At 71.2% G+C, this 22,760-nt stretch carries 20 protein-coding genes and 1 tRNA gene; 20 read left to right on the top strand and 1 reads right to left on the bottom strand.

Annotation, left to right across the window (positions count from 1 at the left end; translation table 11 throughout):
• Nucleotides 1-46 precede the first annotated feature (46 nt).
• From metK to ABD882_RS05950, 4 genes are read left to right on the top strand one after another with little or no spacing between them, the layout of a single operon-like run.
• Nucleotides 47-1,240, top strand: coding sequence for a methionine adenosyltransferase (metK, locus tag ABD882_RS05965; RefSeq protein WP_345185299.1), 1,194 nt, complete (start codon nucleotides 47-49; stop codon nucleotides 1,238-1,240).
• A gap of 14 nt (nucleotides 1,241-1,254) precedes the next feature.
• Nucleotides 1,255-3,210 carry a primosomal protein N' family DNA-binding protein gene (locus tag ABD882_RS05960; protein WP_345185297.1) on the top strand — a complete coding sequence of 652 codons (1,956 nt, stop codon included), beginning with the start codon at nucleotides 1,255-1,257 and terminating at the stop codon, nucleotides 3,208-3,210.
• 48 nt (nucleotides 3,211-3,258) lie between these two features.
• The gene (fmt, locus tag ABD882_RS05955; protein ID WP_345185296.1) at nucleotides 3,259-4,185 is read left to right on the top strand and encodes a methionyl-tRNA formyltransferase; all 927 of its coding nucleotides are present in this window, start codon (nucleotides 3,259-3,261) and stop codon (nucleotides 4,183-4,185) included.
• Nucleotides 4,182-5,630: an RsmB/NOP family class I SAM-dependent RNA methyltransferase gene (locus ABD882_RS05950; RefSeq protein WP_345185293.1), complete on the top strand. Its 1,449-nt coding sequence runs from the start codon at nucleotides 4,182-4,184 to the stop codon at nucleotides 5,628-5,630. The genes fmt and ABD882_RS05950 overlap by 4 nt, the downstream gene beginning before the upstream one ends.
• Nucleotides 5,631-5,637: 7 nt before the next feature.
• Here ABD882_RS05950 and ABD882_RS05945 read toward each other — a convergent pair whose 3' ends face one another.
• Nucleotides 5,638-6,417: a COG4705 family protein gene (locus ABD882_RS05945; RefSeq protein WP_345185291.1), complete on the bottom strand. Its 780-nt coding sequence runs from the start codon at nucleotides 6,415-6,417 to the stop codon at nucleotides 5,638-5,640.
• Between the two features lie 123 nt (nucleotides 6,418-6,540).
• Between ABD882_RS05945 and rpe the strand changes: the two genes are divergently transcribed.
• The 16 genes from rpe to ABD882_RS05865 all read left to right on the top strand — a co-directional run bounded on the left by rpe (nucleotide 6,541) and on the right by ABD882_RS05865 (nucleotide 22,758).
• Nucleotides 6,541-7,236, top strand: coding sequence for a ribulose-phosphate 3-epimerase (gene rpe, locus ABD882_RS05940; protein WP_345185290.1), 696 nt, complete (start codon nucleotides 6,541-6,543; stop codon nucleotides 7,234-7,236).
• Nucleotides 7,233-7,496, top strand: a complete 264-nt coding sequence (locus ABD882_RS05935; RefSeq protein ID WP_345185288.1) for a phosphoribosyl-ATP diphosphatase — start codon at nucleotides 7,233-7,235, stop codon at nucleotides 7,494-7,496. Before rpe ends, ABD882_RS05935 begins: the two co-directional genes overlap by 4 nt.
• Before the next feature lie 37 nt (nucleotides 7,497-7,533).
• Entirely contained in the window at nucleotides 7,534-8,373 is an 840-nt protein-coding gene (gene hisG, locus ABD882_RS05930) for an ATP phosphoribosyltransferase (protein ID WP_345185287.1), read from the top strand.
• Nucleotides 8,373-9,134 carry an imidazole glycerol phosphate synthase subunit HisF gene (hisF, locus tag ABD882_RS05925; protein WP_345185284.1) on the top strand — a complete coding sequence of 254 codons (762 nt, stop codon included), beginning with the start codon at nucleotides 8,373-8,375 and terminating at the stop codon, nucleotides 9,132-9,134. The genes hisG and hisF overlap by 1 nt, the downstream gene beginning before the upstream one ends.
• A gap of 17 nt (nucleotides 9,135-9,151) precedes the next feature.
• On the top strand, nucleotides 9,152-9,547 hold the full coding sequence (gene hisI / locus ABD882_RS05920; RefSeq protein WP_425563332.1) for a phosphoribosyl-AMP cyclohydrolase: 396 nt from the start codon (nucleotides 9,152-9,154) through the stop codon (nucleotides 9,545-9,547).
• The gene (locus ABD882_RS05915) at nucleotides 9,547-10,128 is read left to right on the top strand and encodes a Trp biosynthesis-associated membrane protein (RefSeq protein ID WP_345185281.1); all 582 of its coding nucleotides are present in this window, start codon (nucleotides 9,547-9,549) and stop codon (nucleotides 10,126-10,128) included. The genes hisI and ABD882_RS05915 overlap by 1 nt, the downstream gene beginning before the upstream one ends.
• Before the next feature lie 79 nt (nucleotides 10,129-10,207).
• On the top strand, nucleotides 10,208-10,438 hold the full coding sequence (locus ABD882_RS05910; protein WP_345185280.1) for a DUF6704 family protein: 231 nt from the start codon (nucleotides 10,208-10,210) through the stop codon (nucleotides 10,436-10,438).
• A 2-nt stretch (nucleotides 10,439-10,440) separates the two neighbouring features.
• On the top strand, nucleotides 10,441-11,217 hold the full coding sequence (gene trpC, locus ABD882_RS05905) for an indole-3-glycerol phosphate synthase TrpC (RefSeq protein WP_345185850.1): 777 nt from the start codon (nucleotides 10,441-10,443) through the stop codon (nucleotides 11,215-11,217).
• The gene (gene trpB, locus ABD882_RS05900; RefSeq protein ID WP_345185279.1) at nucleotides 11,214-12,431 is read left to right on the top strand and encodes a tryptophan synthase subunit beta; all 1,218 of its coding nucleotides are present in this window, start codon (nucleotides 11,214-11,216) and stop codon (nucleotides 12,429-12,431) included. The genes trpC and trpB overlap by 4 nt, the downstream gene beginning before the upstream one ends.
• Entirely contained in the window at nucleotides 12,428-13,216 is a 789-nt protein-coding gene (gene trpA / locus ABD882_RS05895; protein ID WP_345185277.1) for a tryptophan synthase subunit alpha, read from the top strand. Before trpB ends, trpA begins: the two co-directional genes overlap by 4 nt.
• Before the next feature lie 29 nt (nucleotides 13,217-13,245).
• Nucleotides 13,246-14,265 (top strand): prolipoprotein diacylglyceryl transferase, encoded by a 1,020-nt coding sequence (lgt, locus tag ABD882_RS05890; RefSeq protein WP_345185275.1) that lies wholly within the window; start codon nucleotides 13,246-13,248, stop codon nucleotides 14,263-14,265.
• 108 nt (nucleotides 14,266-14,373) lie between these two features.
• Entirely contained in the window at nucleotides 14,374-18,963 is a 4,590-nt protein-coding gene (gene gltB / locus ABD882_RS05885) for a glutamate synthase large subunit (RefSeq protein WP_425563331.1), read from the top strand.
• On the top strand, nucleotides 18,956-20,419 hold the full coding sequence (locus ABD882_RS05880) for a glutamate synthase subunit beta (RefSeq protein WP_345185274.1): 1,464 nt from the start codon (nucleotides 18,956-18,958) through the stop codon (nucleotides 20,417-20,419). Before gltB ends, ABD882_RS05880 begins: the two co-directional genes overlap by 8 nt.
• Before the next feature lie 55 nt (nucleotides 20,420-20,474).
• On the top strand, nucleotides 20,475-21,923 hold the full coding sequence (gene pyk, locus ABD882_RS05875; RefSeq protein WP_345185272.1) for a pyruvate kinase: 1,449 nt from the start codon (nucleotides 20,475-20,477) through the stop codon (nucleotides 21,921-21,923).
• An 88-nt stretch (nucleotides 21,924-22,011) separates the two neighbouring features.
• A tRNA-Leu gene (locus tag ABD882_RS05870) sits at nucleotides 22,012-22,097 on the top strand.
• A gap of 43 nt (nucleotides 22,098-22,140) precedes the next feature.
• Complete coding sequence (locus tag ABD882_RS05865) at nucleotides 22,141-22,758, top strand: ANTAR domain-containing response regulator (RefSeq protein ID WP_045252013.1); 618 nt, start codon at nucleotides 22,141-22,143, stop codon at nucleotides 22,756-22,758.
• Nucleotides 22,759-22,760: the final 2 nt, after the last annotated feature.

The following is a 22,760-nucleotide window of genomic DNA, read 5'->3' as shown; positions in this document are numbered from 1 at the left end:
GTCCGGCCGGCCGGACTCCGTCTGCCACGCCAACCAGGGAGCACCGATGAGCGCGCTGCGTCTGTTCACCTCCGAGTCCGTCACCGAGGGACATCCGGACAAGATCTGCGACCAGATCTCCGATTCGATCCTGGACGGACTGCTCTCGGTGGACACCGGCGCCCGCGTCGCGGTGGAGACCCTGGTGACCACCGGCCTCGTGCATGTCGCCGGCGAGATCCGCACCTCCGGCTATGTCGACATCCCCACGATCGTCCGCGACGTCGTGAACGGCATCGGCTACACGTCCAGCGACACGGGCTTCGACGGATCCTCCTGCGGCGTGAGCGTCTCGGTGGGGGAGCAGTCCTCCGACATCGCGAGCGGCGTCGACCAGGCGAGGGAGCACCGTGAGGACGGATCCTCCGATCCGCGCGATCTGCTCGGCGCGGGCGATCAGGGCATCATGTTCGGCTTCGCCACGACCGAGACGCCGCAGCTGATGCCGATGGCCGCCTGGACGGCGCACCGGCTCGCCGAGCGGCTCACCCAGGTGCGCCGCGACGGCACCCTGCCGTTCCTGCGCCCGGACGGCAAGACCCAGGTCACGCTGGGCTACGAGGGCTACACGCCCAAGACGGTCGACGCGGTGGTGCTCTCCACCCAGCACCACCCCGACATCTCGCAGGACGAGCTGAAGGCCCTGATCCGCGAGCACGTGATCGATCCCGTGCTCGCGACCACGGGGCTCGACCTCGACGGGGTCACCCACTACATCAACCCGGCCGGCCCGTTCGTGATCGGCGGACCGAAGGGCGACGCCGGCCTCACCGGCCGCAAGATCATCATCGACACCTACGGCGGCGCCGCGCGGCACGGCGGCGGCGCCTTCAGCGGCAAGGATCCGTCCAAGGTCGACCGTTCCGGCGCCTACGCGATGCGCTGGGTGGCGAAGAACGCCGTCGCCGCCGGCCTCGCCTCCCGGCTCGAGGTGCAGGTGGCCTACGCGATCGGTGTCGCGCAGCCTGTCGGGCTGTACGTGGAGACCTTCGGCACCGGCGCCGTCGACGACGACACGATCACGCGCGCGATCCGGGAGGTGTTCGACCTGCGTCCGCAGGCGATCATCGAGGAGCTCGACCTGCTGCGCCCGATCTACGCGCAGACCGCGGCCTACGGCCACTTCGGCCGCGAACTGCCGGAGTTCACCTGGGAGCAGACCACCCGAGCCTCGGACCTGCGCCGCGCCGCCGGACTCTGAGAGCGGCCTTCGTCGTGACACGGCCGATCGCCCGCGTCCTGCTGGACTCGCCGGTCCCGCAGCTCGACCGGCTGTTCGACTACGCCGTCCCGGCGCCGTTCGAGGATGCGGCGGTTCCCGGAGTCCGCGTGCGGGTGCCGCTGCGCTCCGCGGGGCGCCTGATCGACGCCTATGTGATCGAGCGCGCAACCGAGGACGACGACGCGAGGACCCTCGCCGAGATCGAGACCGTCGTCTCTGCCGCCCGGGTGCTGCCGGAGCGCCTGTACGCGCTGGCCCGCCGCGTCGCCGACCGTGCCGCGGGCAGCGCGTCCGACGTGCTGCGCCTCATCGTGCCGAAGCGGCAGGTGCGGGTTGAGAAGGCCTGGCTCGCCGCGGGTGCGGAGCAGCCGTCTGTGCCGGCGTTCGTTCCCGCGGCAGAGGTCGCCGCGACGGTCGCGCTCTATGCGGGCCTGCGGGAGACGCTCGAGGACCGCGAACGGGCAGCGGTGGAGGCGATCCCGCGTCCCGGGCAGGACGGGCATCCCGAGTGGTCACGGCTGCTGGCCGCCGCGGCCGCGACGACGCTGGCGGGCGGTGCATCCGCGATCCTCGTCGTGCCCGACTACCGCGATCTCGACGTGCTCCTCACGACGCTGGAGGCCTTCGCCCCCGGCGCTCCGATCGCGCGGCTGGATTCGCGCCAGACCGGGCCGGATCGCTACCGCGCCTACCTGCGCACCCTCGAGGACGCGCCGTGGATCGTCGTGGGCAACCGCTCCGCCTGCTATGCGCCCGTGCGGGCGGGGCTGATCGCGGTGTGGGACGACGGCGACGGGCTCCTCGCCGAACCGCTGTCGCCCGGGGCGCACGTGCGCGACGTCGCCCTGCTCCGGCAGGAGCAGGAGGGATCGGCGCTGCTGTTCGCCGGGCACTCCAGGACGACCGATGTGGAACGGCTGGTCGAGGGCGGCTGGATCCGCGCGATCACCGCGGAGCGCCGTGTGCTGCCGCGCGTCGCGCTGGACTCTCCGGAGGATCTCGACCGCCGCGGGCAGCGGCTGCCGTCCCGCGCCTTCCTCACGGCCCGCGAGGCGGCGGCGACCGGGCCGGTGCTGCTGCAGGTCGCCCGACCGGGCTTCTCGCCGACGCTGCTCTGCGCGTCCTGCCGCACCCCCGCGCGCTGCCCCGCCTGCGGGGGGCCGCTCGGCGCCGCGCATCGAGGAGCGGTTCCCGTGTGCGCGTGGTGCGGACGCGGAGCGCGATCCTGGGCGTGCGGGTCGTGCGGGGGTGAGACCGTGCGCCTCGCCGTGTCCGGGAGCGAGCGCACCGCGGAGGAACTCGGCCGCGCGTTCCCCGGGATCCGGGTGATCGTGGCGGACGGCGCGCATCCGGTGGAACGTGTGGATGCGCGTCCCGCTCTCGTCGTCGCCACGCGCGGCGCGGAGCCCCAGGCGGACGGCGGCTACCGCGCGGTGGTGCTGCTGGACGGATCGCGCATGCTGCAGGCGCCGGATCTGCGGATCGGCGAGTCCTGCCTGCGCTGGTGGTCGAACGCGGCAGCCCTCGCCGCTCCGGGAGCGCCGATCCACCTCGTGGGCGTGGACGGGGCGGTCGCACGAGCCTTCGCCACCTGGTCGCAGCCGGCGTATGCCCGCTCCGAGCTCGCGGAACGGGCGCCGCTGCGCATGCCGCCGGCGGTGCGCGTCGCCCAGCTCGAGGGCTCCGCTGCCGGCGTGCGGCGCGCCTTGGACGATCTCGCCGTGCTGGCGCTGCCCGCGGATGCCGTGCTCGGACCGGTTCTGATCGAGGGCGACGAGAACAGCCGGGAGCGCGCGCTCGTGCGCTTCCCATACGCAGAGGGCACACGCGTCGCGGAGTCGCTGCGCGCGTCCGTGGTCGCCGAGGCGATGGGCCGGCGCCGCGGCAAGGGCCGCACCGCACGGACTACGCTTTCAGTGAGGCTGGACGTGACCGAACCCGACCTCTGAATCGACTGTCCGCCTCGAGCGGGCGGAACACCTTCCGAAGGACCTTTCATGCGCCTCGTCTTCGCCGGCACCCCGGCGGCCGCCGTTCCCACGCTCCGCAGGCTCGCCACCGAGCACGAGATCGTCGCGGTCGTGACCCGGCCGGACGCGCAGCTCGGCCGCAAGCGCATCCTGACCGCATCGCCGGTGGCGCAGGAAGCGGAGGCGCTCGGGATCCACGTGATCAAGGCGGCACGGCTGGACGAGGACGCCACCGGTCGCATCGCGGCGCTGCGCCCCGAGCTCGGGGTCATCGTCGCCTACGGCGGTCTCGTGCGCGAGCCGCTGCTCAGCACGCCGGCGCACGGCTGGATCAACCTGCACTTCTCCCTGCTGCCCGCCTGGCGCGGGGCCGCTCCCGTGCAGCGTGCGCTGATCGCCGGCGATGCGCAGCTGGGCGTGACGGTGTTCCAGCTCGTCCCCGCGCTCGACGCCGGCGACGTGCACCTCGCGCAGACGTTCCCCGTCCCCGACGACGCCACCGCCGATCTCGCCCTCGCCTCGCTCGCCGAGGACGGGGCTGCGCTCACCTCCGAGGCGGTCGCCGCGATCGCCGACGGCTCGGCGCGGCCGGTGCCGCAGCACGGCGAGGCCACGCACGCGGCCAAGCTGTCCCTGGCCGACGGACTGCTGGACTGGACCGAGCCCGCGGAGGTCGTGTTCGCGCGCTACCGAGGGGTGACCTCCGAACCCGGCGCGCACACGAGCTTCGAGGGCGCCCCGATGAAGGTCCGCGAGATCGCGCGCGCCGCGGAGGCGGAGACATTGCCGCCCGGCGAACTGCGCGGCGTCAAGGAGGGCGTGCTCGTCGGCACCGCGACCGAGCCGCTGCTGCTCGTGCGGGTCCAGCCCGCCGGCAAGCCCGCGATGGCCGCCGCGGACTGGTTCCGCGGACTGCACGTCGCCGCGGACGAGACCGTGAGGTTCGGCGCATGAGCGCGCCCGGACGGCGTCCCTCCGGAAACGGACGTGCGAACTCCGCCGGCCGTGGCTCCCAGGCATCCCGGCCGCCTCGCCCGCGGGACGTGCAGCCCGCCCGCCGCGTGGCCTTCGACGTCATCCGCGCCGTCAGCTCCTCCGACGCGTACGCCAACCTGCTGCTGCCCGGCGCGATCCGCGACGCCGGCCTCGCGGGCCCCGATGCAGCTCTCGCGACGGAACTTGCCTACGGGACGCTGCGTCAGGCCGGCAGCTACGACGCGATCATCGCGCTGGCGGCGGGTCGCGAGGTCGCGCACATCGATCCGCCCGTGCTCGACGCGCTCCGCCTGGGTGTGCACCAGCTCCTCGCCACCCGGGTCGCAACGCACGCGGCCGTGAATGAGACCGTCAATCTCGTGGCTCTCGCCGCGGGGCGCGGAGCCTCCGGATTCGCGAACGCGGTGCTGCGCGCGGTCGCCGGGCGCACGGCGGAGGAGTGGCTCGACGCCATCACGGCCGCGGCCCGCTCGGACGACGAGCGCCTGGGTCTGCGTCACGCGCACCCCGTGTGGATCATCCGCGCGTTCCGCCGCGCCCTCGCCGCGGAGGGCAGGGAGGACGAGCTCGAAGCTCTTCTCGACGCCGACAACGCGGCGCCCGAGGTGACGCTGGTCGCACTTCCCGGGCTCGCCGAACCGCAGGATCCGCGGCGCCCGTATGCCGTCACCGCGTTCGGATCGCCCGGCGGCGACCCCGGAGCGATCGTCGCCGAGCACCGGGGCCGGGTGCGCGTGCAGGACGAGGGCTCCCAGCTCGTCGCGCTCGCGCTGGTCGGTGCGCAGCCGGTCCGACCGGGGGAGCGCTGGCTCGACCTGTGCGCCGGCCCGGGCGGCAAGACCGCGCTCCTCGCCGCCGAGGCGCTGCGCGCCGGCGCGAGCGTGGACGCGAACGAGGTCATCCCGGCACGGGCCGGGCTCGTGCGCCGGGCGGTCGCCGCCGTCCCCGCCGACGTCGAGGTGCTCGAGCAGGACGGCCGCGAGCTCGCCGCCGAACGCCCAGGACGCTACGACCGGATCCTCGTGGACGCCCCGTGCACCGGGCTGGGGGCCCTGCGTCGCCGCCCCGAGGCGCGCTGGCGCAAGACTGCCGGCGACGTGCCGGAGCTCGCCGCCCTCCAGGAGCAGCTGCTGGGCGCCGCGGTGGACGCGCTCGCACCCGGGGGACTGCTCGCCTACGTCACCTGCTCTCCGCACCTGGCCGAGACCGCAGCGGTCGTGTCGACGGTGCTCCGGGACCGGGCGGACCTCGAGGAGCTCGATGCGCGAGAGGTCCTGCGTGCGGTCTCACAGAGCCCGATCGACCTGCCGGCCCCGGCCAGCGGATCCGGCCATGCCCAACTCTGGCCGCACCGGCACGGCACCGACGCCATGTTCCTGTCGCTGATCCGCAAGATCGGCTGAGCGGGCCCTATCCGACCGCGGATTCCCGTGCGAGCACCCGGCGCGCACGCGCCGTCACCGCGACGACGACGACCATCGCGATCGCGAACACGAGGGCGATCCACCCCGATCCCACACCCACCCCGCCCTCGGTCACCGGTTTGCCGAGCCAGTCCGCGACCGAGGCGCCGAGCGGCCGGGTGAGCACATACGCGGTCCAGAACGCGAGGATCCCGTTCCAGCGCAGGAACCGGTAGCCGAGCGCGGGAACCAGGATCAGCACCCCGAAGAGCAGGATCGACGGCACGTAGCCCAGGTGCAGGCCGATCGCGGCGAGGTCGCCGGCAGCCGTGCCGAGGGCGAAGGTGGCGACGACGGCCGCCCAGTAGAACAGCTCGCGGCGGGTGGTGCGCACCTCGTGCACGTCGAGCGTGCGCTCGGTGCGCCACCAGAGCAGGAACACCGCCGCGAGCGCGGCGGCGTAGCCGACCGTGGTGACCGCATAGGGGAGGCCGAGCACCACGTGCACGACGTCGGCGGCCATCGTCCCGAACACGCCCACCATCGCCACCGTGAACCAGTACACGACGGGCGTGTAGCGGCGACGCGTGAGCTGCCAGCCCAGGGCGATCAGGAACAGCACGAAGCCCAGCAGGACGGCGGCGACCGGCGGCATCACGTGGATCGAGAAGTCGGACGCCGCCTCGCCGAACGCGGTCGACGCGGCCTTGGCGACCCAGAAGCCGACCGTGGGATCCGGAACCCGCACGGGCCCGCTCTGCCGGTCGACGTCGCTCGGACTTCTCATCTGGCTCCTCACAGGCACGGGATGTGCGGATCCGGCGCGGCGCAGAGATCCGCCACGACGCTATCCGCCGCGCCTAAGCGCGCCCTGACATCGCCACTCGCGCGGCACCGCGATAATGGGCGCATGGCCGCATCCTCCGTCGAACTCCCCGCAGCTCCCCGGATCAATCCGTCGATCCTCGCCGCCGACTTCGTGAACCTGCAGGCGGATCTCGCCCGCATCGCCACGGCCGACTTCGCGCACGTGGACGTGATGGACAACCACTTCGTGCCCAACCTCACCTTCGGCCCGCAGATGGTCGAGCGCATCCAGGCGACCAGCCCGATCCCGCTCGACGTGCATCTGATGATCACGGACCCCGACCGGTGGGCGCCGGGCTACGCCGAACTGGGCGCAGCGAGCGTCACGTTTCACCTCGAGGCGGCGGCGGATCCGGTCGCGCTGGCGCGGAGGCTGCGCAGCATCGGATCCCGGGCCGGGGTCGCCATCAAGCCGGGCACGGCGGGAGAGCCACTCTACGACATCCTCGACGAGTTCGACCAGATCCTGGTCATGACGGTCGAGCCCGGATTCGGCGGTCAGGGCTTCATGCCCGAGACGATGCCGAAGCTGCGCGCGCTGGCCGACGAGGCGAAGCGCCGCGGATCCGACGTCTGGCTGCAGGTCGACGGCGGGATCTCCGATGCGACGATCGAGCAGGCGGCCTGGGCCGGCGCCGACACCTTCGTCGCGGGATCCGCGGTCTACGGCGCCGACGACATCGCGGCTGCGGTCACGCGGCTCCGGGGCCTCGCGCGAGCCGGTAACCTGGGAGGGTGAAGACCTTCGACGAACTGTTCGCCGAGCTGAGCCGCAAGGCGGCCGAGCGCCCGGAGGGATCCGGGACGGTACGCGAACTCGACGCGGGCGTGCACACGATCGGCAAGAAGATCGTGGAGGAGGCGGCCGAGGTCTGGATGGCCGCCGAGTACGAGAGCGACGAAGAGGCTGCCGAGGAGATCTCCCAGCTGCTCTACCACCTGCAGGTGCTCATGCTGGCCAAGGGACTGTCGCTGGAGAACGTCTACCGACATCTGTGAAGCGCGCCCCCTTCCCGCTTCCGACGAAAGACCTTTCATGCTGCGCATCGCCGTCCCGAACAAGGGATCGCTGTCCGAGACCGCCATCGAGATGCTCCAGGAGGCCGGTTACGCCGGTCGCCGTGACCCGAAGACCCTGCATGTGATCGACGCCGAGAACGACGTCGAGTTCTTCTATCTGCGTCCCCGCGACATCGCGACCTACGTCGCGTCCGGCGCGCTCGACGTCGGCATCACGGGTCGTGACCTGCTGCTGGACGTGCGCCAGCCCGCGCAGGAGATCGAGCGACTCGGCTTCGGCGCCTCGACGTTCCGCTTCGCCGGGCGCCCCGGGCGGTTCTTCACCGTCGAGGATCTGAACGGCGTGCGGGTAGCCAGCGCCTACCCGGGCCTGGTCGGGGCCTTCCTGCAGGAGCACGGCATCACCGCCGAGCTCGTGCAGCTCGACGGCGCGGTGGAGTCGGCCGTGCAGCTCGGCGTCGCAGATGCGGTCGCCGACGTCGTCTCGACCGGGACGACGCTGCGCCAGGCCGGGCTGGAGATCTTCGGACCGGTGATCCTGGAGTCGGAGGCCGTGCTGATCTCCCGGCCCGACGGTGCGGACGGCACCGAGCGGCTGCTGCGGCGCCTGCGCGGCGTGATGGTCGCGCACCGCTTCGTGCTGCTCGACTACGACCTCCCTGCCGACCTCGTCGAGCAGGCGGCGGCGATCGCGCCGGGACGGGAGTCCCCGACGGTCTCGCCGCTGCGGGATCCGGCCTGGGTCGCCGTGCGCGTGATGATCCCTCGCCGCGGCATGAACCAGGTGATGGACCAGCTGTACGCGCTCGGCGCCCGGGCGATCCTGGTCACCGCGATCCACGCCGCGAGGCTCTGATGACGCTCACCGCGCGCGTCATCCCGTGTCTCGACGTGGCCGCGGGCCGCGTCGTGAAGGGCGTGAAGTTCGAGAACCTGCGTGACATGGGCGATCCCGTCGAACTCGCTCGGCACTACGCCGCGCAGGGCGCGGACGAGATCACGTTCCTCGACGTGACCGCCACCGTGGACGAGCGCGCCACCACCTACGACGTGGTGCGCCGCACCGCCGAAGAGGTGTTCGTGCCGCTCACCGTCGGCGGCGGTGTGCGCTCGGTCGACGACGTCGCCAGGCTGCAGTCGGTCGGCGCCGACAAGGTCGGCGTGAACTCCGCCGCGATCGCCCGGCCCGACCTCATCGGCGAGATCGCCGACCGCTTCGGCGCTCAGGTGCTGGTGCTGTCCCTCGACATCAGGCGCACCACGCGCACCGCGAGCGGCTTCGTCGTCACGACGCACGGAGGCCGCACCGAGACCGACCTCGACGCCCTCCTCTGGGCCCGCGAGGCGATCGAGCGCGGTGCCGGCGAGCTGCTGGTCAACTCGATCGACGCCGACGGCACGAAGGACGGCTTCGATCTGGAGCTCGTGCGTCTGATGCGCGAGGTCTCCAGCGTTCCGGTGATCGCGTCCGGGGGAGCGGGCAAGGCGGAGGACTTCGCCCCGGCCATCGCCGCGGGCGCCGACGCCGTGCTCGCCGCGAGCGTGTTCCACTCGGGACAGCTCACCGTCGGCGACGTGAAGACCGCGATGCGCGAGGCAGGGGTGCTGGTGCGATGAGAGCAGAGCGAGACGACGTGACTGACGACCGCATCGAGGCCGAACTGCGCCTCGTCACCTGGAACGAGGCGGGCCTCGTGCCCGTCATCGTGCAGCAGTGGGACACCCTCGAGGTCCTCATGATGGCGTGGGCCGACAAGGAGGCGCTGCGCCGCAGCCTCACCACAGGGCGGGCGACGTACTGGTCGCGCTCCCGGCAGCAGTACTGGCGCAAGGGCGACACCTCGGGTCACGTGCAGCATGTGCGCGGCGCCCGGCTGGACTGCGACGGCGACACGGTGCTGCTCTTCGTCGACCAGATCGGCGCGGCCTGCCACACCGGCACCCGCACGTGCTTCGACGGGGTGGATCTCGATCCGATCCTGCCGGGGGACGAGGCGCAGACGGCCTCGTCCGAGCAGGCGCAGGGCTGATGCTCACCCGCCGGGCCAAGTCGAACAGCCTGCTGCTGATCCTGCTGGCGGGCGCCATCGGGATCCTGTCCTCGACGCAGACCTGGCTCACCGTGACGCGCACCGACGGCGGCGAACCGCTCGATGTCGCCGGCAATGCAGCCCTGCCGGTGCTCGCGCCGCTCAGCCTCACCGCGCTCGCCCTCGCGGCCGCCCTCGCGCTGGTCGGCCCGGTGATGCGGCGGGTGTTCGCGACGATCGCACTGGCCGTCGGTGTGCTCCTGGGCGTGATGACGATCCGGATCCTGGTGCAGCACCCCCTCGACGCCGTGGCGCCGTCGCTCACCAAGGCGACGGGTCTCGCCGGCGACACGGCCCTCGGCGCGGTGGTGCGTGCGATCGCTGTCGGCGCCTGGGGATGGATCGCCCTCGCGGCGTGGATCCTGCTGGTGCTGGGGGGTGCGCTCGCGCTGGTCACCGCCGGACGCTGGAAGTCGGGCGGGCGCCGGTACCGGACGACGGCGACCGCGCCCGTGGACGGCCCCGTCGACGCCGTGGAGAGCTGGGACGATCTCAGCCGCGGCACGGACCCGACCCGCTGACCCGGCCCCGCCCGTCGACCACGGCGAATCGGGGCGATCCATTAGACTCGACGTGAACCACTGCAGCTCGGAGGAGAACATGACCAACCCCATCGCCGACCCCGGCCACGGACACTCGCCTGCCGCCTGGACCGCCGTGGTGATCATGCTGCTCGGACTCGCGGTCGGCACCACCGCGTTCTTCCTCGATGTGCCCGTCGTGGTCTGGGTGGGCGTCGCGATCACCGTCATCGGCGCGATCGCAGGCGTGGTGCTGGCCAAGGCCGGCTACGGTGCGAAGGGCCCGAAGTACCAGCCGAAGGCGCACTGATGGTGCTCGCCGACCTCACGGCCGGCGCAGTCGAGGACGCGGCTCGTCGCGAGCAGGCACGTCCTCTCGCGGTCCTCGAGCGCGCCGCACGGGATCGCGCACCGGCCCTCGATGCGCGCGCCGCGCTGGCTCCTGCCGACCGGGTGAAGATCATCGCCGAGGTGAAGCGCGCGAGTCCGTCCCGCGGTGCCCTCGCCGAGATCCCGGATCCGGCCCTGCAGGCGTCTCTGTACCAGCAGGGCGGTGCGTCCGCGATCAGCGTGCTGACCGAGGAGCGCCGGTTCGGCGGCAGCCTGGCCGACCTCGAGGCCGTCACGGCCGCGGTCTCGGTCCCCGTGCTGCGCAAGGACTTCATCGCGACGCCGTACCAGGTGTTCGAGGCCCGCACCGCCGGCGCCTCGCTCGCGCTGCTCATCGTGGCGGGACTGGAGCGGGCGAACCTCGAGCGACTCTATGCGCTCATCCTCGAACTCGGCATGACCCCGCTCGTCGAGACCCACTCCGCCGAGGAGCTCGAGGTCGCCATCGACCTGGGCGCCTCCCTGATCGGCGTCAACGCGCGCGATCTGAAGACCCTCGAGCTCGATCGCGACCTGTTCGGCCGGCTCGTCGACCGGATCCCGTCGTCGGCCGTCAAGATCGCCGAGTCGGCCGTGCTGACACCCGCCGACGTCGCGCACTACCGCGCCGCGGGTGCCGATGCGGTGCTGATCGGCGAGGCGCTCGTCACCGGCGATCCCGTCGCCACTCTGCATTCCTTCCTGGAGGCCGGATCATGACTCAGAGCCTGCGGGACCAGCCGGGCCCGTTCTTCGGCGACTTCGGCGGGCGGTTCATGCCCGAGTCCCTCATCGCCGCGATCGATGAGCTCACCGACGCCTACCACGCGGCCATCGCGGATCCCGCGTTCCAGTCCGAGCTCGCGCACCTGCTGCACTCCTACGCGGGGCGCCCGTCGCCGATCACCGAGGTGCCGCGGTTCGCCGAGCACGCCGGGGGAGCGCGGATCTTCCTCAAGCGGGAAGACCTCAACCACACCGGATCGCACAAGATCAACAACGTGCTCGGCCAGGCGCTGCTCACGAAGCGGCTCGGCAAGACGCGCGTGATCGCCGAGACCGGGGCGGGGCAGCACGGTGTCGCCACCGCGACCGCCGCCGCCCTGTTCGGCCTGGACTGCACCATCTACATGGGTGAGGTCGACACCGAGCGACAGGCGCTGAACGTCGCACGCATGCGTCTGCTCGGCGCCGAGGTCGTCCCGGTCACCACCGGATCGCGGACGCTGAAGGATGCGATCAACGACGCGTACCGCGACTGGGTCGCGAGCGTCGAGACCACGAACTACATCTTCGGCACGGCGGCGGGCCCGCACCCGTTCCCCGCCATGGTGCGCGACTTCCAGAAGATCATCGGCGAGGAGGCGCGCCGGCAGCTCCTCGACGAGGCCGGATGCCTGCCCGACGCCGTCATCGCCTGCGTCGGCGGCGGATCCAACGCCATCGGCATGTTCGACGCGTTCCTCGACGATGAGGGCGTGCGCCTGTACGGGGTGGAGGCGGCCGGAGACGGCGTCGACACCGAGAAGCATGCGGCGTCGATCGAACGCGGTCGTCCCGGCGTGCTGCACGGCGCGCGCACCTACGTGCTGCAGGACGAGGACGGGCAGACGATCGAGTCGCACTCGATCTCCGCGGGGCTGGACTACCCGGGCGTCGGCCCCGAGCACTCCTGGCTGTCGGCGATCGGCCGAGCCGACTACATCCCCGCCACCGACGACGAGGCCATGCAGGCGCTGCGCCTGCTGACCCGCACGGAGGGCATCATCCCGGCCATCGAGTCCGCGCACGCCCTCGCCGGGGCGATCCGGATCGGCCAGGAGCTCGGTCCCGACGCCATCCTCGCCGTCTGCCTCTCCGGCCGCGGCGACAAGGACATGGACACCGCAGCCCGCTACTTCGGGTTGTACGACGAGGGAGCCGCAGGAGCATGAGCCGCGTAGAAGAGGCCATCCAGCGCGCGCACGATGCGGGCAGGGGCGCGTTCATCGGCTACCTGCCGGTCGGCTACCCGGATCTGCAGACCAGCATCGACGCGGCCATCGCCCTGGCACGCAACGGCGTCGACGTCATCGAGCTGGGTCCGCCCTACAGCGACCCGGTGATGGACGGCGCGATCATCCAGGAGGCCACGCAGGCGGCCCTCGCCGGCGGATTCCGGATGCGCGATCTGTTCAGCGCGGTCAAGGCCATCACCGAGGCCGTCGACGCGCCCGTCGTGGTCATGACCTACTGGAACCCGGTGCTGCAGCACGGGGTGGACCGGTACGCGGACGACCTGCTCGCCGCGGGCGGAGCAGGGCTGATCACCCCCGACATCACGCCGGAGGCCGCCCCGGAGTGGATCGCCGCGAGCAAGCGCACGGGCCTGGACCGGATCTTCCTCGCCGCGCCCACGTCGACCGATGCCCGCCTGGACCTGGTGAGCTCGTCATCGACCGGTTTCGTGTACACGGTCTCGACGATGGGCATCACCGGGGAGCGCGCCGAGCTCGACAAGGCGGCGCGCACGCTCGTCGGGCGCCTGCGGGAGCACGGCGCCGGGCGCGCCTGCGTCGGGATCGGGATCTCCACCGCCGCGCAGATCGCGGGGGTGCTCGAGTACGCGGACGGCGCGATCGTCGGCACCGCCCTGGTGCGCGCCCTGCGGGACGGAGGAGTGGAGCGCCTCGCCGAGGTGACCCGCGAGCTCGCCACCGGCACCGTGCGCGCACGGTGAGCACGCACTGACGACGTAGACTCGTGAGCATGTCTTTCGCGCTCCACAGTGCCCTTTCCAGCGCGGCCGGTCTCGGCGTGCACGCCAGCATTCCGAGCCCGCCGATCAGCTCGTTTCAGGTCGGTCCGTTCACGATCCACTACTACGCGCTGTGCATCATCGCGGGGATCATCGTGGCGACGTTCATGACGAACAACCGCCTCACCAAGCGCGGTGCGGAGCGCTGGGTCGTCGTGGACATCTGCATCATCGCCGTGCCGCTCGCGATCATCGCGGCGCGCATCTTCCACGTGCTCACCCACCCGGGCTTCTACTTCGGCCCCGGCGCGAACACCTGGAACCCGTTCCAGCCCGGTTCCGTGTGGGCGATCTGGGAGGGCGGCATCGCCATCTTCGGCGCCCTCATCGGCGGCGGCATCGGCGCCTGGCTGGGCTGCCGCTGGACGGGCGTCCGCTTCTCCACCTTCGCGGATGCGCTGGCCCCCGGACTGATCCTCGCGCAGGCGTTCGGCCGGTTCGGCAACTACTTCAACCACGAGCTGTTCGGGTTGCCGACCAACCTGCCGTGGGGCCTCGAGATCGAGTCGACCAACGCGGCGTTCCCGGCCGGCCTGGCCCCGGGAACCCTGTTCCACCCCACGTTCCTGTATGAGGTCATCTGGAACACGCTCGGGTGCCTCTTCCTGCTCTGGCTCGGCCGCCGGCTGCGCCTGCAGTGGGGCAAGCTGTTCGCGGTCTACCTGATCTGGTACGGCGCCGGCCGCGCGGTCTGGGAGTCGATCCGGATCGATCCGAGCGAGATCTACTTCGGGCTGCGCACGAACGTGTGGGCGGCGCTGGCCGCCGTGGTGCTGGGGATCGTGATCCTGTTCGTGCAGACGCGCCGCCACACCGGCTTCGAGTCGTCCGCTTACCAGCCGGGGCGGCAGCCGAAGAAGGCTGATGTAGAATCGCAGGACGATCAGTCCGAGTACGTCGACCTCAGCGCGCCTGAGGCCGGGGGCGCGGACTCCGAGGCAGCTGCCACAAGCACAGCCGCCGCGGGCTGAGGTCTCGCCCTCCAAGGGCGCGACCGGGGTTCCCGCGACCATCCCCCTCCCACGCTGCGCGGGCCGACGAAGTCCCTTGGAGCAACAGTTCTCTTGAGGACGGTAGCCATGGCATCGAGCCATTCGTTCAGCGACCCCGCCCGCACCGTTCCCGGTCAGGGCTTCCCGGAGCGCCAGGGCATGTACAACCCCGCGTTCGAAAAGGACGCCTGCGGTCTGGCGATGGTCGCCACGCTCCGCGGCGAGCCGGGCCATGACATCATCGCGCTGGCCCTCGAGGCGCTGCGCAACCTGGAGCACCGCGGTGCGATCGGCTCCGACGCGGGAACCGGCGACGGGGCGGGCATCCTGACCCAGATGCCGGACGCCTTCCTGCGCGCGGTGGTCGCCTTCGACCTGCCGCCGGTCGGCGAGTACGCCGCCGGACTCGCGTTCCTGCCCCTGGACTCGCGGGCGCGGCGCATGCAGAAGGCCGGGATCGAGAAGATCGCGGCGCAGGAGGGCCTCACGGTCCTGGGCTGGCGCGAGGTGCCCACCGCGAACCAGCACCTCGGCAAGCTCGCCGACGAGGCACGCCCGGCGTTCGAGCAGCTGTTCGTCTCCCGTCCCGCGGCCGCATCCGCCCCGGCGCTGTCCGGCATCGCCCTGGACCGCGTCGCGTACCGGCTGCGCAAGCGCGCGGGACATGAACTCGACGCCTACTTCGTCTCGCTGTCGGCCCGCACGCTCGGGTACAAGGGCATGGTGACGACCCTGCAGCTCGAGCCGTTTTACCCGGATCTGCAGGACGAGCGGTTCGCCTCCGAGCTCGCCGTCGTGCACTCGCGCTACTCCACCAACACCTTCCCGTCCTGGCCGCTCGCGCAGCCGCTGCGCATGCTCGCGCACAACGGCGAGATCAACACCGTCGGCGGCAACCGCAACTGGATGCGGGCCCGCCAGTCCCAGCTGGAGTCCGAGCTGCTCGGCGACATCCGGCCGCTGCTGCCGATCTGCACCACCGGGGCCAGCGACTCGGCCTCGTTCGACGAGGTCCTCGAGCTGCTCACCCTCACCGGCCGCAGCCTGCCGCACGCCGTGATGATGATGGTGCCCGCCGCGTGGGAGCGCCAGCTGGATCTGGATCCCGGGCTGCGCTCGTTCTACGAGTACCACGCCAACCAGATGGAGCCGTGGGACGGTCCGGCCGCCCTGATCTTCACCGACGGCACCGTCGTCGGCGCCACGCTCGACCGCAACGGCCTGCGCCCGGGCCGCTGGACCGAGACGACCGACGGCCTCATCGTGATCGGCAGCGAGACCGGCGTGCTGGAGTTCGCCCCGGAGCGGATCAAGCGCCGCGGACGGCTGCAGCCCGGCACGATGTTCGTCGTCGACACGGCGCAGCGCCGCATCGTCGAGGACGAGGAGGTCAAGCGCGACCTCGCCGCCCTGCACCCGTGGCAGGAGTGGCTGGACGAGGGGCGCGTGCGCCTCGCCGACCTTCCCGAGCGCGAGCACATCGTGCACCCGGTCGCCTCGATCACCCGCCGTCAGCGCACCTTCGGATACACCGAGGAGGAGGTGCGGATCCTGCTCACCCCGATGGGGCAGAACGGCGCCGAGCCGCTCGGCGCCATGGGCAGCGACACCCCGATCGCGGTGCTCTCCGAGCGTCCGCGCCTGCTCTTCGACTATTTCGTGCAGCAGTTCGCCCAGGTCACGAACCCGCCTCTCGACGCGATCCGCGAGGAGGTCGTCACCAATCTCGCGCTGAGCGTCGGTCCCGAGCGCAACCTGCTGAGCTGGGGCCCGGATCACGCGCGCACGATCATGCTCGACTTCCCCGTGATCGACAACGACGAGCTCGCGAAGCTCCGGCACATCGACCGGGTGCTGCCGGAGCGCTCCAGCGCGACGATCCGCGGTCTCTACCACTTCGACGCCGGCCCGCACTCGCTGGCCGAGCGCCTCGACGAGATGTGCGCGGAGGTCGACGCGGCCATCGAGGCGGGCGCGGAGCTGATCATCCTCAGCGACCGCGACTCGAACAAGGACCTCGTCCCGATCCCCTCGCTGCTGATGCTCTCGGCGGTGCACCACCACCTCATCCGCCGCGAGGACCGGATGAAGGTCGGGCTGATCGTGGAGGCGGGCGACGTCCGCGAGGTGCACCACGTCGCGACCCTCATCGGCTTCGGCGCCTCCGCCGTGAACCCGTATCTGGCCATGGAGACGGTCGAGCACCTGGTGCGCACCGGCTACATCACGGGGATCGAGCCGGAGAAGGCGGTCCGCAACCTCATCTACGCGCTCGGCAAGGGCGTGCTGAAGATCATGTCGAAGATGGGCATCTCGACGGTCGGCTCCTACGCCGGCGCGCAGGTGTTCGAGGCCGTGGGGCTCAGCCACGAGTTCATCGACGCCTACTTCACCGGCACCGAGACCAAGCTCGGCGGCATCGGCATCGAGGACGTGTTCGCCGAGAACCAGGCACGCCACGACTTCGCCTATCCGGAGGACGCCGCGGCGCGCGCGCACGAGCGGCTCTGGACCGGCGGCGAGTACCAGTGGCGGCGTGACGGATCCCCGCACCTGTTCAACCCGGAGACGGTGTTCCGGCTGCAGCATTCGACGCGCACGCGCCGGTACGACGTGTTCCGCGAATACACGCAGCTCGTCGACGATCAGGCCAAGGAGCTGAAAACCCTGCGCGGCCTGTTCGAGCTGCGCACGGGAGAGCGTCCCCCCGTGCCGATCGACGAGGTCGAGTCGGTGGCGTCGATCGTGAAGCGCTTCTCGACCGGTGCGATGAGCTACGGTTCGATCTCCCGCGAGGCGCACGAGACTCTCGCGATCGCGATGAACAGCCTCGGCGCGAAGTCGAACACCGGTGAGGGCGGCGAGGATCCGGAGCGCCTGGTCGATCCCGAGCGGCGCAGCGCGATCAAGCAGGTCGCGTCAGGGCGGTTCGGCGTCACCAGCCAGTACCTCACGCAGGCCGACGACCTCCAGATCAAGCTCGCCCAGGGCGCCAAGCCCGGCGAGGGCGGCCAGCTGCCGCCGCAGAAGGTGTACCCGTGGATCGCGCGCACCCGGCACGCGACGCCCGGCGTCGGCCTCATCTCCCCGCCACCGCATCACGACATCTACTCGATCGAAGACCTCAAGCAGCTCATCTTCGACCTCAAGCGCGCCAACCCGAACGCCCGGATCCACACCAAGCTGGTGAGCCAGTCCGGCATCGGCGCGGTCGCGGCCGGTGTGGCGAAGGCGCTCAGCGACGTCATCCTTGTCTCCGGACACGACGGCGGCACCGGGGCGAGCCCGCTGAACTCGCTCAAGCACGCCGGCACGCCGTGGGAGCTGGGCCTCGCCGAGACGCAGCAGACGCTCATGCTGAACGGCATGCGCGACCGCGTCGTGGTGCAGGTCGACGGACAGCTGAAGACCGGTCGCGACGTCATCATCGGCGCGCTTCTCGGCGCCGAGGAGTTCGGCTTCGCCACGGCCCCCCTCGTGGTGAGCGGCTGCATCATGATGCGGGTGTGCCACCTGGACACCTGCCCGGTGGGCGTCGCCACGCAGAACCCGGTGCTGCGCGAGCGCTTCACCGGCAAGCCCGAGTTCGTGGTGAACTTCATGGAGTTCATCGCCGAAGAGGTGCGCGAGCACCTTGCCGCGCTCGGGTTCCGCCGCCTCGAGGAGATCGTGGGACGCGCGGATCTGCTGCGCACCGACGCGGCGATCCGGCACTGGAAGGCGGACGGGCTCGATCTCACCCCGATGCTCCAGGGCCCGGCGTTCCCCGCGGATGAGCCGCGTCGCAGCGGCCGCCCGCAGGACCACGAGCTGGGCAAGCACTTCGACGCACCGCTGCTGGAGGCTGCTCGCGAGGCGATCGAGCTCGGCATGCCGATCTCGTTCGACCTGCCGATCCGCAACACGGAGCGCGCCGTCGGCACGATGCTCGGCCACGCGGTGACGACACGGCACGGCGCCGACGGTCTGCCGGACGGCACGATCGACATCGCGCTGCACGGCACGGCGGGTCAGTCGCTCGGCGCCTTCCTTCCGCGCGGCATCTCGCTGCGGCTCGAAGGCGACGCCAACGACTACGTCGGCAAGGGACTCTCCGGCGGTGAGGTCTCGATCCGTCCGCACCGCGACGCGACGTTCGTGTCGCACCTCAACGTGATCGCGGGCAACGTCATCGGCTATGGCGCCACCAGCGGCACCATCCACATCGCCGGCGTCGTCGGCGAGCGGTTCCTGGTGCGCAATTCCGGCGCGACCGCGGTCGCCGAAGGTGTCGGAGACCACGCGCTGGAGTACATGACCGGAGGCGTCGCGGTCATCCTCGGCGACACCGGGCGCAACCTCGGCGCCGGGATGTCCGGCGGGATCGCCTACGTGCGAGGGCTGCGCACCGAACGGGTCAACCCGCTCGCCCTCGAGACGGGGGAGCTCGAGCTCCTCCCGCTCGACGAGGTGGACACGCAGGAGCTGCGCGAGCTGCTCTCGCAGCACGTCGAGCGCACCGGATCCGCCCTCGCGGCCGAGATCCTCGCCGACGACGCGTTCGCCGCCTCCTTCACGAAGATCCTCCCGCGGGACTACGCAGCCGTGCTGCGCGCCCGCGCGGAGGCCGAGGCCGAGGGGATCGACCCCGACGGCTCCATTGTCTGGACCCGCATCCTGGAGGTGACCGGTGGCTGATCCCAAGGGCTTTCTGACCGTCACGGAGCGCGAGCTCCCCGCACGACGGCCGATCCCGGTCCGCATCATGGACTGGAAAGAGGTGTACGAGCCGGGCGACGCCGCGGTGCTGCGCCGTCAGGCGGGCCGCTGCATGGACTGCGGAGTGCCGTTCTGCCACCAGGGCTGCCCGCTCGGCAACCTCATCCCGGAGTGGAACGACCTGACCTGGCGCGGCGAATCCCGCGCCGCGATCGATCGGCTGCACGCCACGAACAACTTCCCGGAGTTCACCGGGCGGCTGTGCCCGGCGCCCTGCGAGAGCGCGTGCGTGCTCGGCATCAACCAGCCGGCCGTCACGATCAAGCAGATCGAGGTCTCGGTCATCGATGAGGCGTTCGCGTCGGGCTGGGTCGAGGCGCAGCCCCCCGCGCGCCTCACCGGCAAGACCGTGGCCGTCGTCGGATCCGGTCCTGCCGGGCTCGCCGCCGCACAGCAGCTCACGCGCGCCGGGCACACCGTCGCCGTGTTCGAGCGCGACGACCGCATCGGCGGTCTGCTGCGCTACGGCATCCCGGACTTCAAGATGGAGAAGTCGCACCTGGACGCGCGGCTGCGGCAGATGTCCGAGGAGGGCACCCGCTTCCGCGCCGGTGTGAGCATCGGCACCGACATCTCCTGGGCCGATCTGCGCGCCCGCTACGACGCCGTCGTGATCGCGACCGGATCCACGCTGCCTCGCGATCTCGCGATCCCCGGCCGCGACCTGGACGGCGTGCACTTCGCCATGGAGTACCTCGTCGAGTCGAACAAGGCCGTCGCGGGGGACCCGATCGCGAACCAGATCTCGGCGGAGGGCAAGCACGTCATCGTCATCGGCGGCGGCGACACCGGCGCCGACTGCATCGGCACGGCGCACCGTCAGGGCGCGCTCAGCGTGACGAACCTCGCGATCGGCCGGCAGCCGTCGTCCGGTCGCCCCGAGCACCAGCCGTGGCCCATGATGCCGACCGTGTTCGAGGTGCAGTCCGCGCACGAGGAGGGCGGGGAGCGCATGTACCTCGCCTCCACCGTCGAGTTCCTCGGCAACGCGGCAGGCGAGGTGCGCGCGCTGCGCATCGCCGAGACCGAATTCGTCGACGGGCGGCGCGTGCCGCGCAGCGGCACCGAGCGGGAGATCCCCGCCGATCTGGTCCTCATCGCGATGGGCTTCACAGGCCCGGAGTACGAGGCCTACGGCGACGACGGTCCGCAGCGCAGCGAGCGCGGGGGCTTCCGCCGTGACGAGGACTACGCCTCGACCGTGCCGGGCGTGTTCGTGGCGGGCGATGCCGGCCGGGGTCAGTCGCTCATCGTGTGGGCCATCGCCGAGGGCCGCGCCGCGGCCGCCGCGGTCGATCGCCACCTGATGGGCGAGACCGTCCTGCCCGCGCCCGTCCGCCCGTCAGATGTCGCGATCGGAGTTCAGCCCGCGTAGGCTGAACCCGGCAACGTGGCCGATCACCCACCCCCTGAGACACTCGGAGAACGCATTGAGACGTGCCAAAATCGTGGCTACTCTTGGCCCCGCCACCTCGACGTATGAGACGGTGCGGGCTCTTATCGACGCGGGCGTCGACGTCGCCCGACTGAACCTGAGCCACGGGGACTACTCCGTGCACGAGAACAACTACGCGAACGTGCGCCGCGCCGCAGAGGACTCCGGCCGCGCCGTCGCGATCCTGGTCGACCTGCAGGGCCCGAAGATCCGCCTGGGCAAGTTCGCCGACGGACCGCACGACCTCGCCGTGGGCGACATCTTCAAGATCACCACCGACGACATCCTCGGCACCAAGGACATCTGCGGCACGACGTTCAAGGGCCTCCCGCAGGACGTCAAGGCGGGTGACTTCCTCCTCATCGACGACGGCAAGGTCCGCGTCGAGGTCGTCGAGACCGACGGCACCGTCGTCACGACGCGCGTGGTCGTGGCCGGCACCGTCTCGAACAACAAGGGCATCAACCTTCCCGGTGTCGCCGTCAGCGTTCCCGCGCTGAGCAAGAAGGACGAGGACGACCTGCGCTGGGGCCTGCGGATCGGGGCCGACCTGATCGCGCTCTCCTTCGTGCGCAACGCCGAGGACGTCGACCGCGTGCACGAGATCATGGCGGAGGAGGGCGTGCGCGTCCCCGTCATCGCCAAGATCGAGAAGCCGCAGGCCGTCGATGCGCTCGAGGAGATCGTCGACGCGTTCGACGGCATCATGGTCGCCCGCGGCGACCTCGGCGTCGAACTGCCACTCGAGGCTGTGCCGATCGTGCAGAAGCAAGCGGTCGAGCTCGCCCGCCGCATGGCGAAGCCCGTCATCGTCGCGACGCAGATGCTCGAGTCGATGATCTCCAGCCCGGTGCCGACCCGCGCGGAGACCTCCGACGTGGCCAACGCCGTCCTCGACGGCGCCGACGCGGTCATGCTCTCGGGCGAGACCAGCGTGGGGGAGTACCCGGTCATCGTCGTGGAGACGATGGCGCGCATCATCGAGTCGACCGAGGATCACGGCCTGGAGCGGATCCACCCGCTCACCACCAAGCCGCGCACGCAGGGCGGCGCGATCACGCTGGCCGCGCTCGAGGTCGCCGAGTTCGTGGAGGCGAAGTTCCTCTGCGTGTTCACCCAGTCCGGCGACTCGGCCCGGCGCCTGAGCCGGCTGCGCTCGCGCATCCCGATGCTGGCGTACACGCCGGATCCCGGCATCCGCCGCCGTCTGGCCGTCAGCTGGGGCATCCGCACGACCCTCGTCGACATGGTGACGCACACCGATATGATGTATCACCAGGTCGACGAGCATCTGCTCGGCTCGGGCCTGGCGAAGGAAGGCGACAAGGTCGTGGTGATCTCCGGATCCCCTCCCGGGATCATCGGCTCCACGAACGACCTTCGCATCCACCGGGTGGGAGACGCCGCCAGCGGCGCCGCTCCCGCGTACCAGGCGAAGCAATAACGCGAACGAAGGGGCCGGTTCCTGCGGGGATCGGCCCCTTCGTCGTGTCCGCGGAGCCCTGAGCGGTCGTACGGTACAGTCGTTCCGGGCCGGCGTGGCGGAATGGCAGACGCGGAGCACTCAAAATGCTTTGTCCGAAAGGACGTGTGGGTTCGAGTCCCACCGCCGGCACCAGCGGGTCGACTGATCCATGAACGCGTTCCGTTAGGATGGATCCGTGACTGAAGAGCAGCAGCCTGAGCAGCCCGCCTCGTCCGCTCCGCGACGCGTGGTCGTCGCCGAGGACGAGTCGCTGATCCGCCTCGACATCGTCGAGATCCTCCGCGACAACGGCTTCGACGTCGTCGGAGAGGCCGGTGACGGCGAGACGGCGGTGCAGCTGGCCACCGAGCTGCGTCCCGACCTCGTGATCATGGACGTGAAGATGCCGCAGCTGGACGGCATCAGCGCCGCCGAGAAGCTGCACAAGGGCAACATCGCCCCCGTCGTGCTCCTGACGGCCTTCAGCCAGAAGGAACTCGTCGAGCGCGCCAGCGAGGCCGGCGCCCTCGCGTACGTCGTGAAGCCGTTCACCCCGAACGATCTGCTCCCGGCGATCGAGATCGCCCTCGCCCGGCACGAGCAGATCATCACGCTCGAGGCCGAGGTCGCCGACATGGTCGAGCGCTTCGAGACCCGCAAGCTCGTCGACCGGGCCAAGGGCCTGCTCAACGAGAAGATGGGCCTGAGCGAGCCCGAGGCGTTCCGCTGGATCCAGAAGGCGTCGATGGATCGCCGTCTCACCATGCAGGACGTGGCGAAGGCGATCATCGAGCAGCTCGCGCCCAAGAAGTAAGG

The organism is Microbacterium panaciterrae (genome assembly GCF_039541635.1).
GTDB lineage: Bacteria > Actinomycetota > Actinomycetes > Actinomycetales > Microbacteriaceae > Microbacterium > Microbacterium panaciterrae.
Note: the sequence above shows the minus strand (reverse complement) of the source record. Positions and strands in the feature narration are given on the sequence as shown.

What these genes read in the sequence shown, in the direction of transcription:
- metK (WP_345185299.1), top strand. Translation starts at nt 47, where the DNA reads ATGAGCGCGCTGCGTCTGTTCACCTCCGAGTCCGTCACCGAGGGACAT.
- fmt (WP_345185296.1), top strand. Translation starts at nt 3,259, where the DNA reads ATGCGCCTCGTCTTCGCCGGCACCCCGGCGGCCGCCGTTCCCACGCTC.
- ABD882_RS05950 (WP_345185293.1), top strand. Translation starts at nt 4,182, where the DNA reads ATGAGCGCGCCCGGACGGCGTCCCTCCGGAAACGGACGTGCGAACTCC.
- ABD882_RS05945 (WP_345185291.1), bottom strand. Translation starts at nt 6,417, where the DNA reads ATGAGAAGTCCGAGCGACGTCGACCGGCAGAGCGGGCCCGTGCGGGTT.
- rpe (WP_345185290.1), top strand. Translation starts at nt 6,541, where the DNA reads ATGGCCGCATCCTCCGTCGAACTCCCCGCAGCTCCCCGGATCAATCCG.
- hisG (WP_345185287.1), top strand. Translation starts at nt 7,534, where the DNA reads ATGCTGCGCATCGCCGTCCCGAACAAGGGATCGCTGTCCGAGACCGCC.
- hisF (WP_345185284.1), top strand. Translation starts at nt 8,373, where the DNA reads ATGACGCTCACCGCGCGCGTCATCCCGTGTCTCGACGTGGCCGCGGGC.
- ABD882_RS05915 (WP_345185281.1), top strand. Translation starts at nt 9,547, where the DNA reads ATGCTCACCCGCCGGGCCAAGTCGAACAGCCTGCTGCTGATCCTGCTG.
- ABD882_RS05910 (WP_345185280.1), top strand. Translation starts at nt 10,208, where the DNA reads ATGACCAACCCCATCGCCGACCCCGGCCACGGACACTCGCCTGCCGCC.
- trpB (WP_345185279.1), top strand. Translation starts at nt 11,214, where the DNA reads ATGACTCAGAGCCTGCGGGACCAGCCGGGCCCGTTCTTCGGCGACTTC.
- trpA (WP_345185277.1), top strand. Translation starts at nt 12,428, where the DNA reads ATGAGCCGCGTAGAAGAGGCCATCCAGCGCGCGCACGATGCGGGCAGG.
- lgt (WP_345185275.1), top strand. Translation starts at nt 13,246, where the DNA reads ATGTCTTTCGCGCTCCACAGTGCCCTTTCCAGCGCGGCCGGTCTCGGC.
- gltB (WP_425563331.1), top strand. Translation starts at nt 14,374, where the DNA reads ATGGCATCGAGCCATTCGTTCAGCGACCCCGCCCGCACCGTTCCCGGT.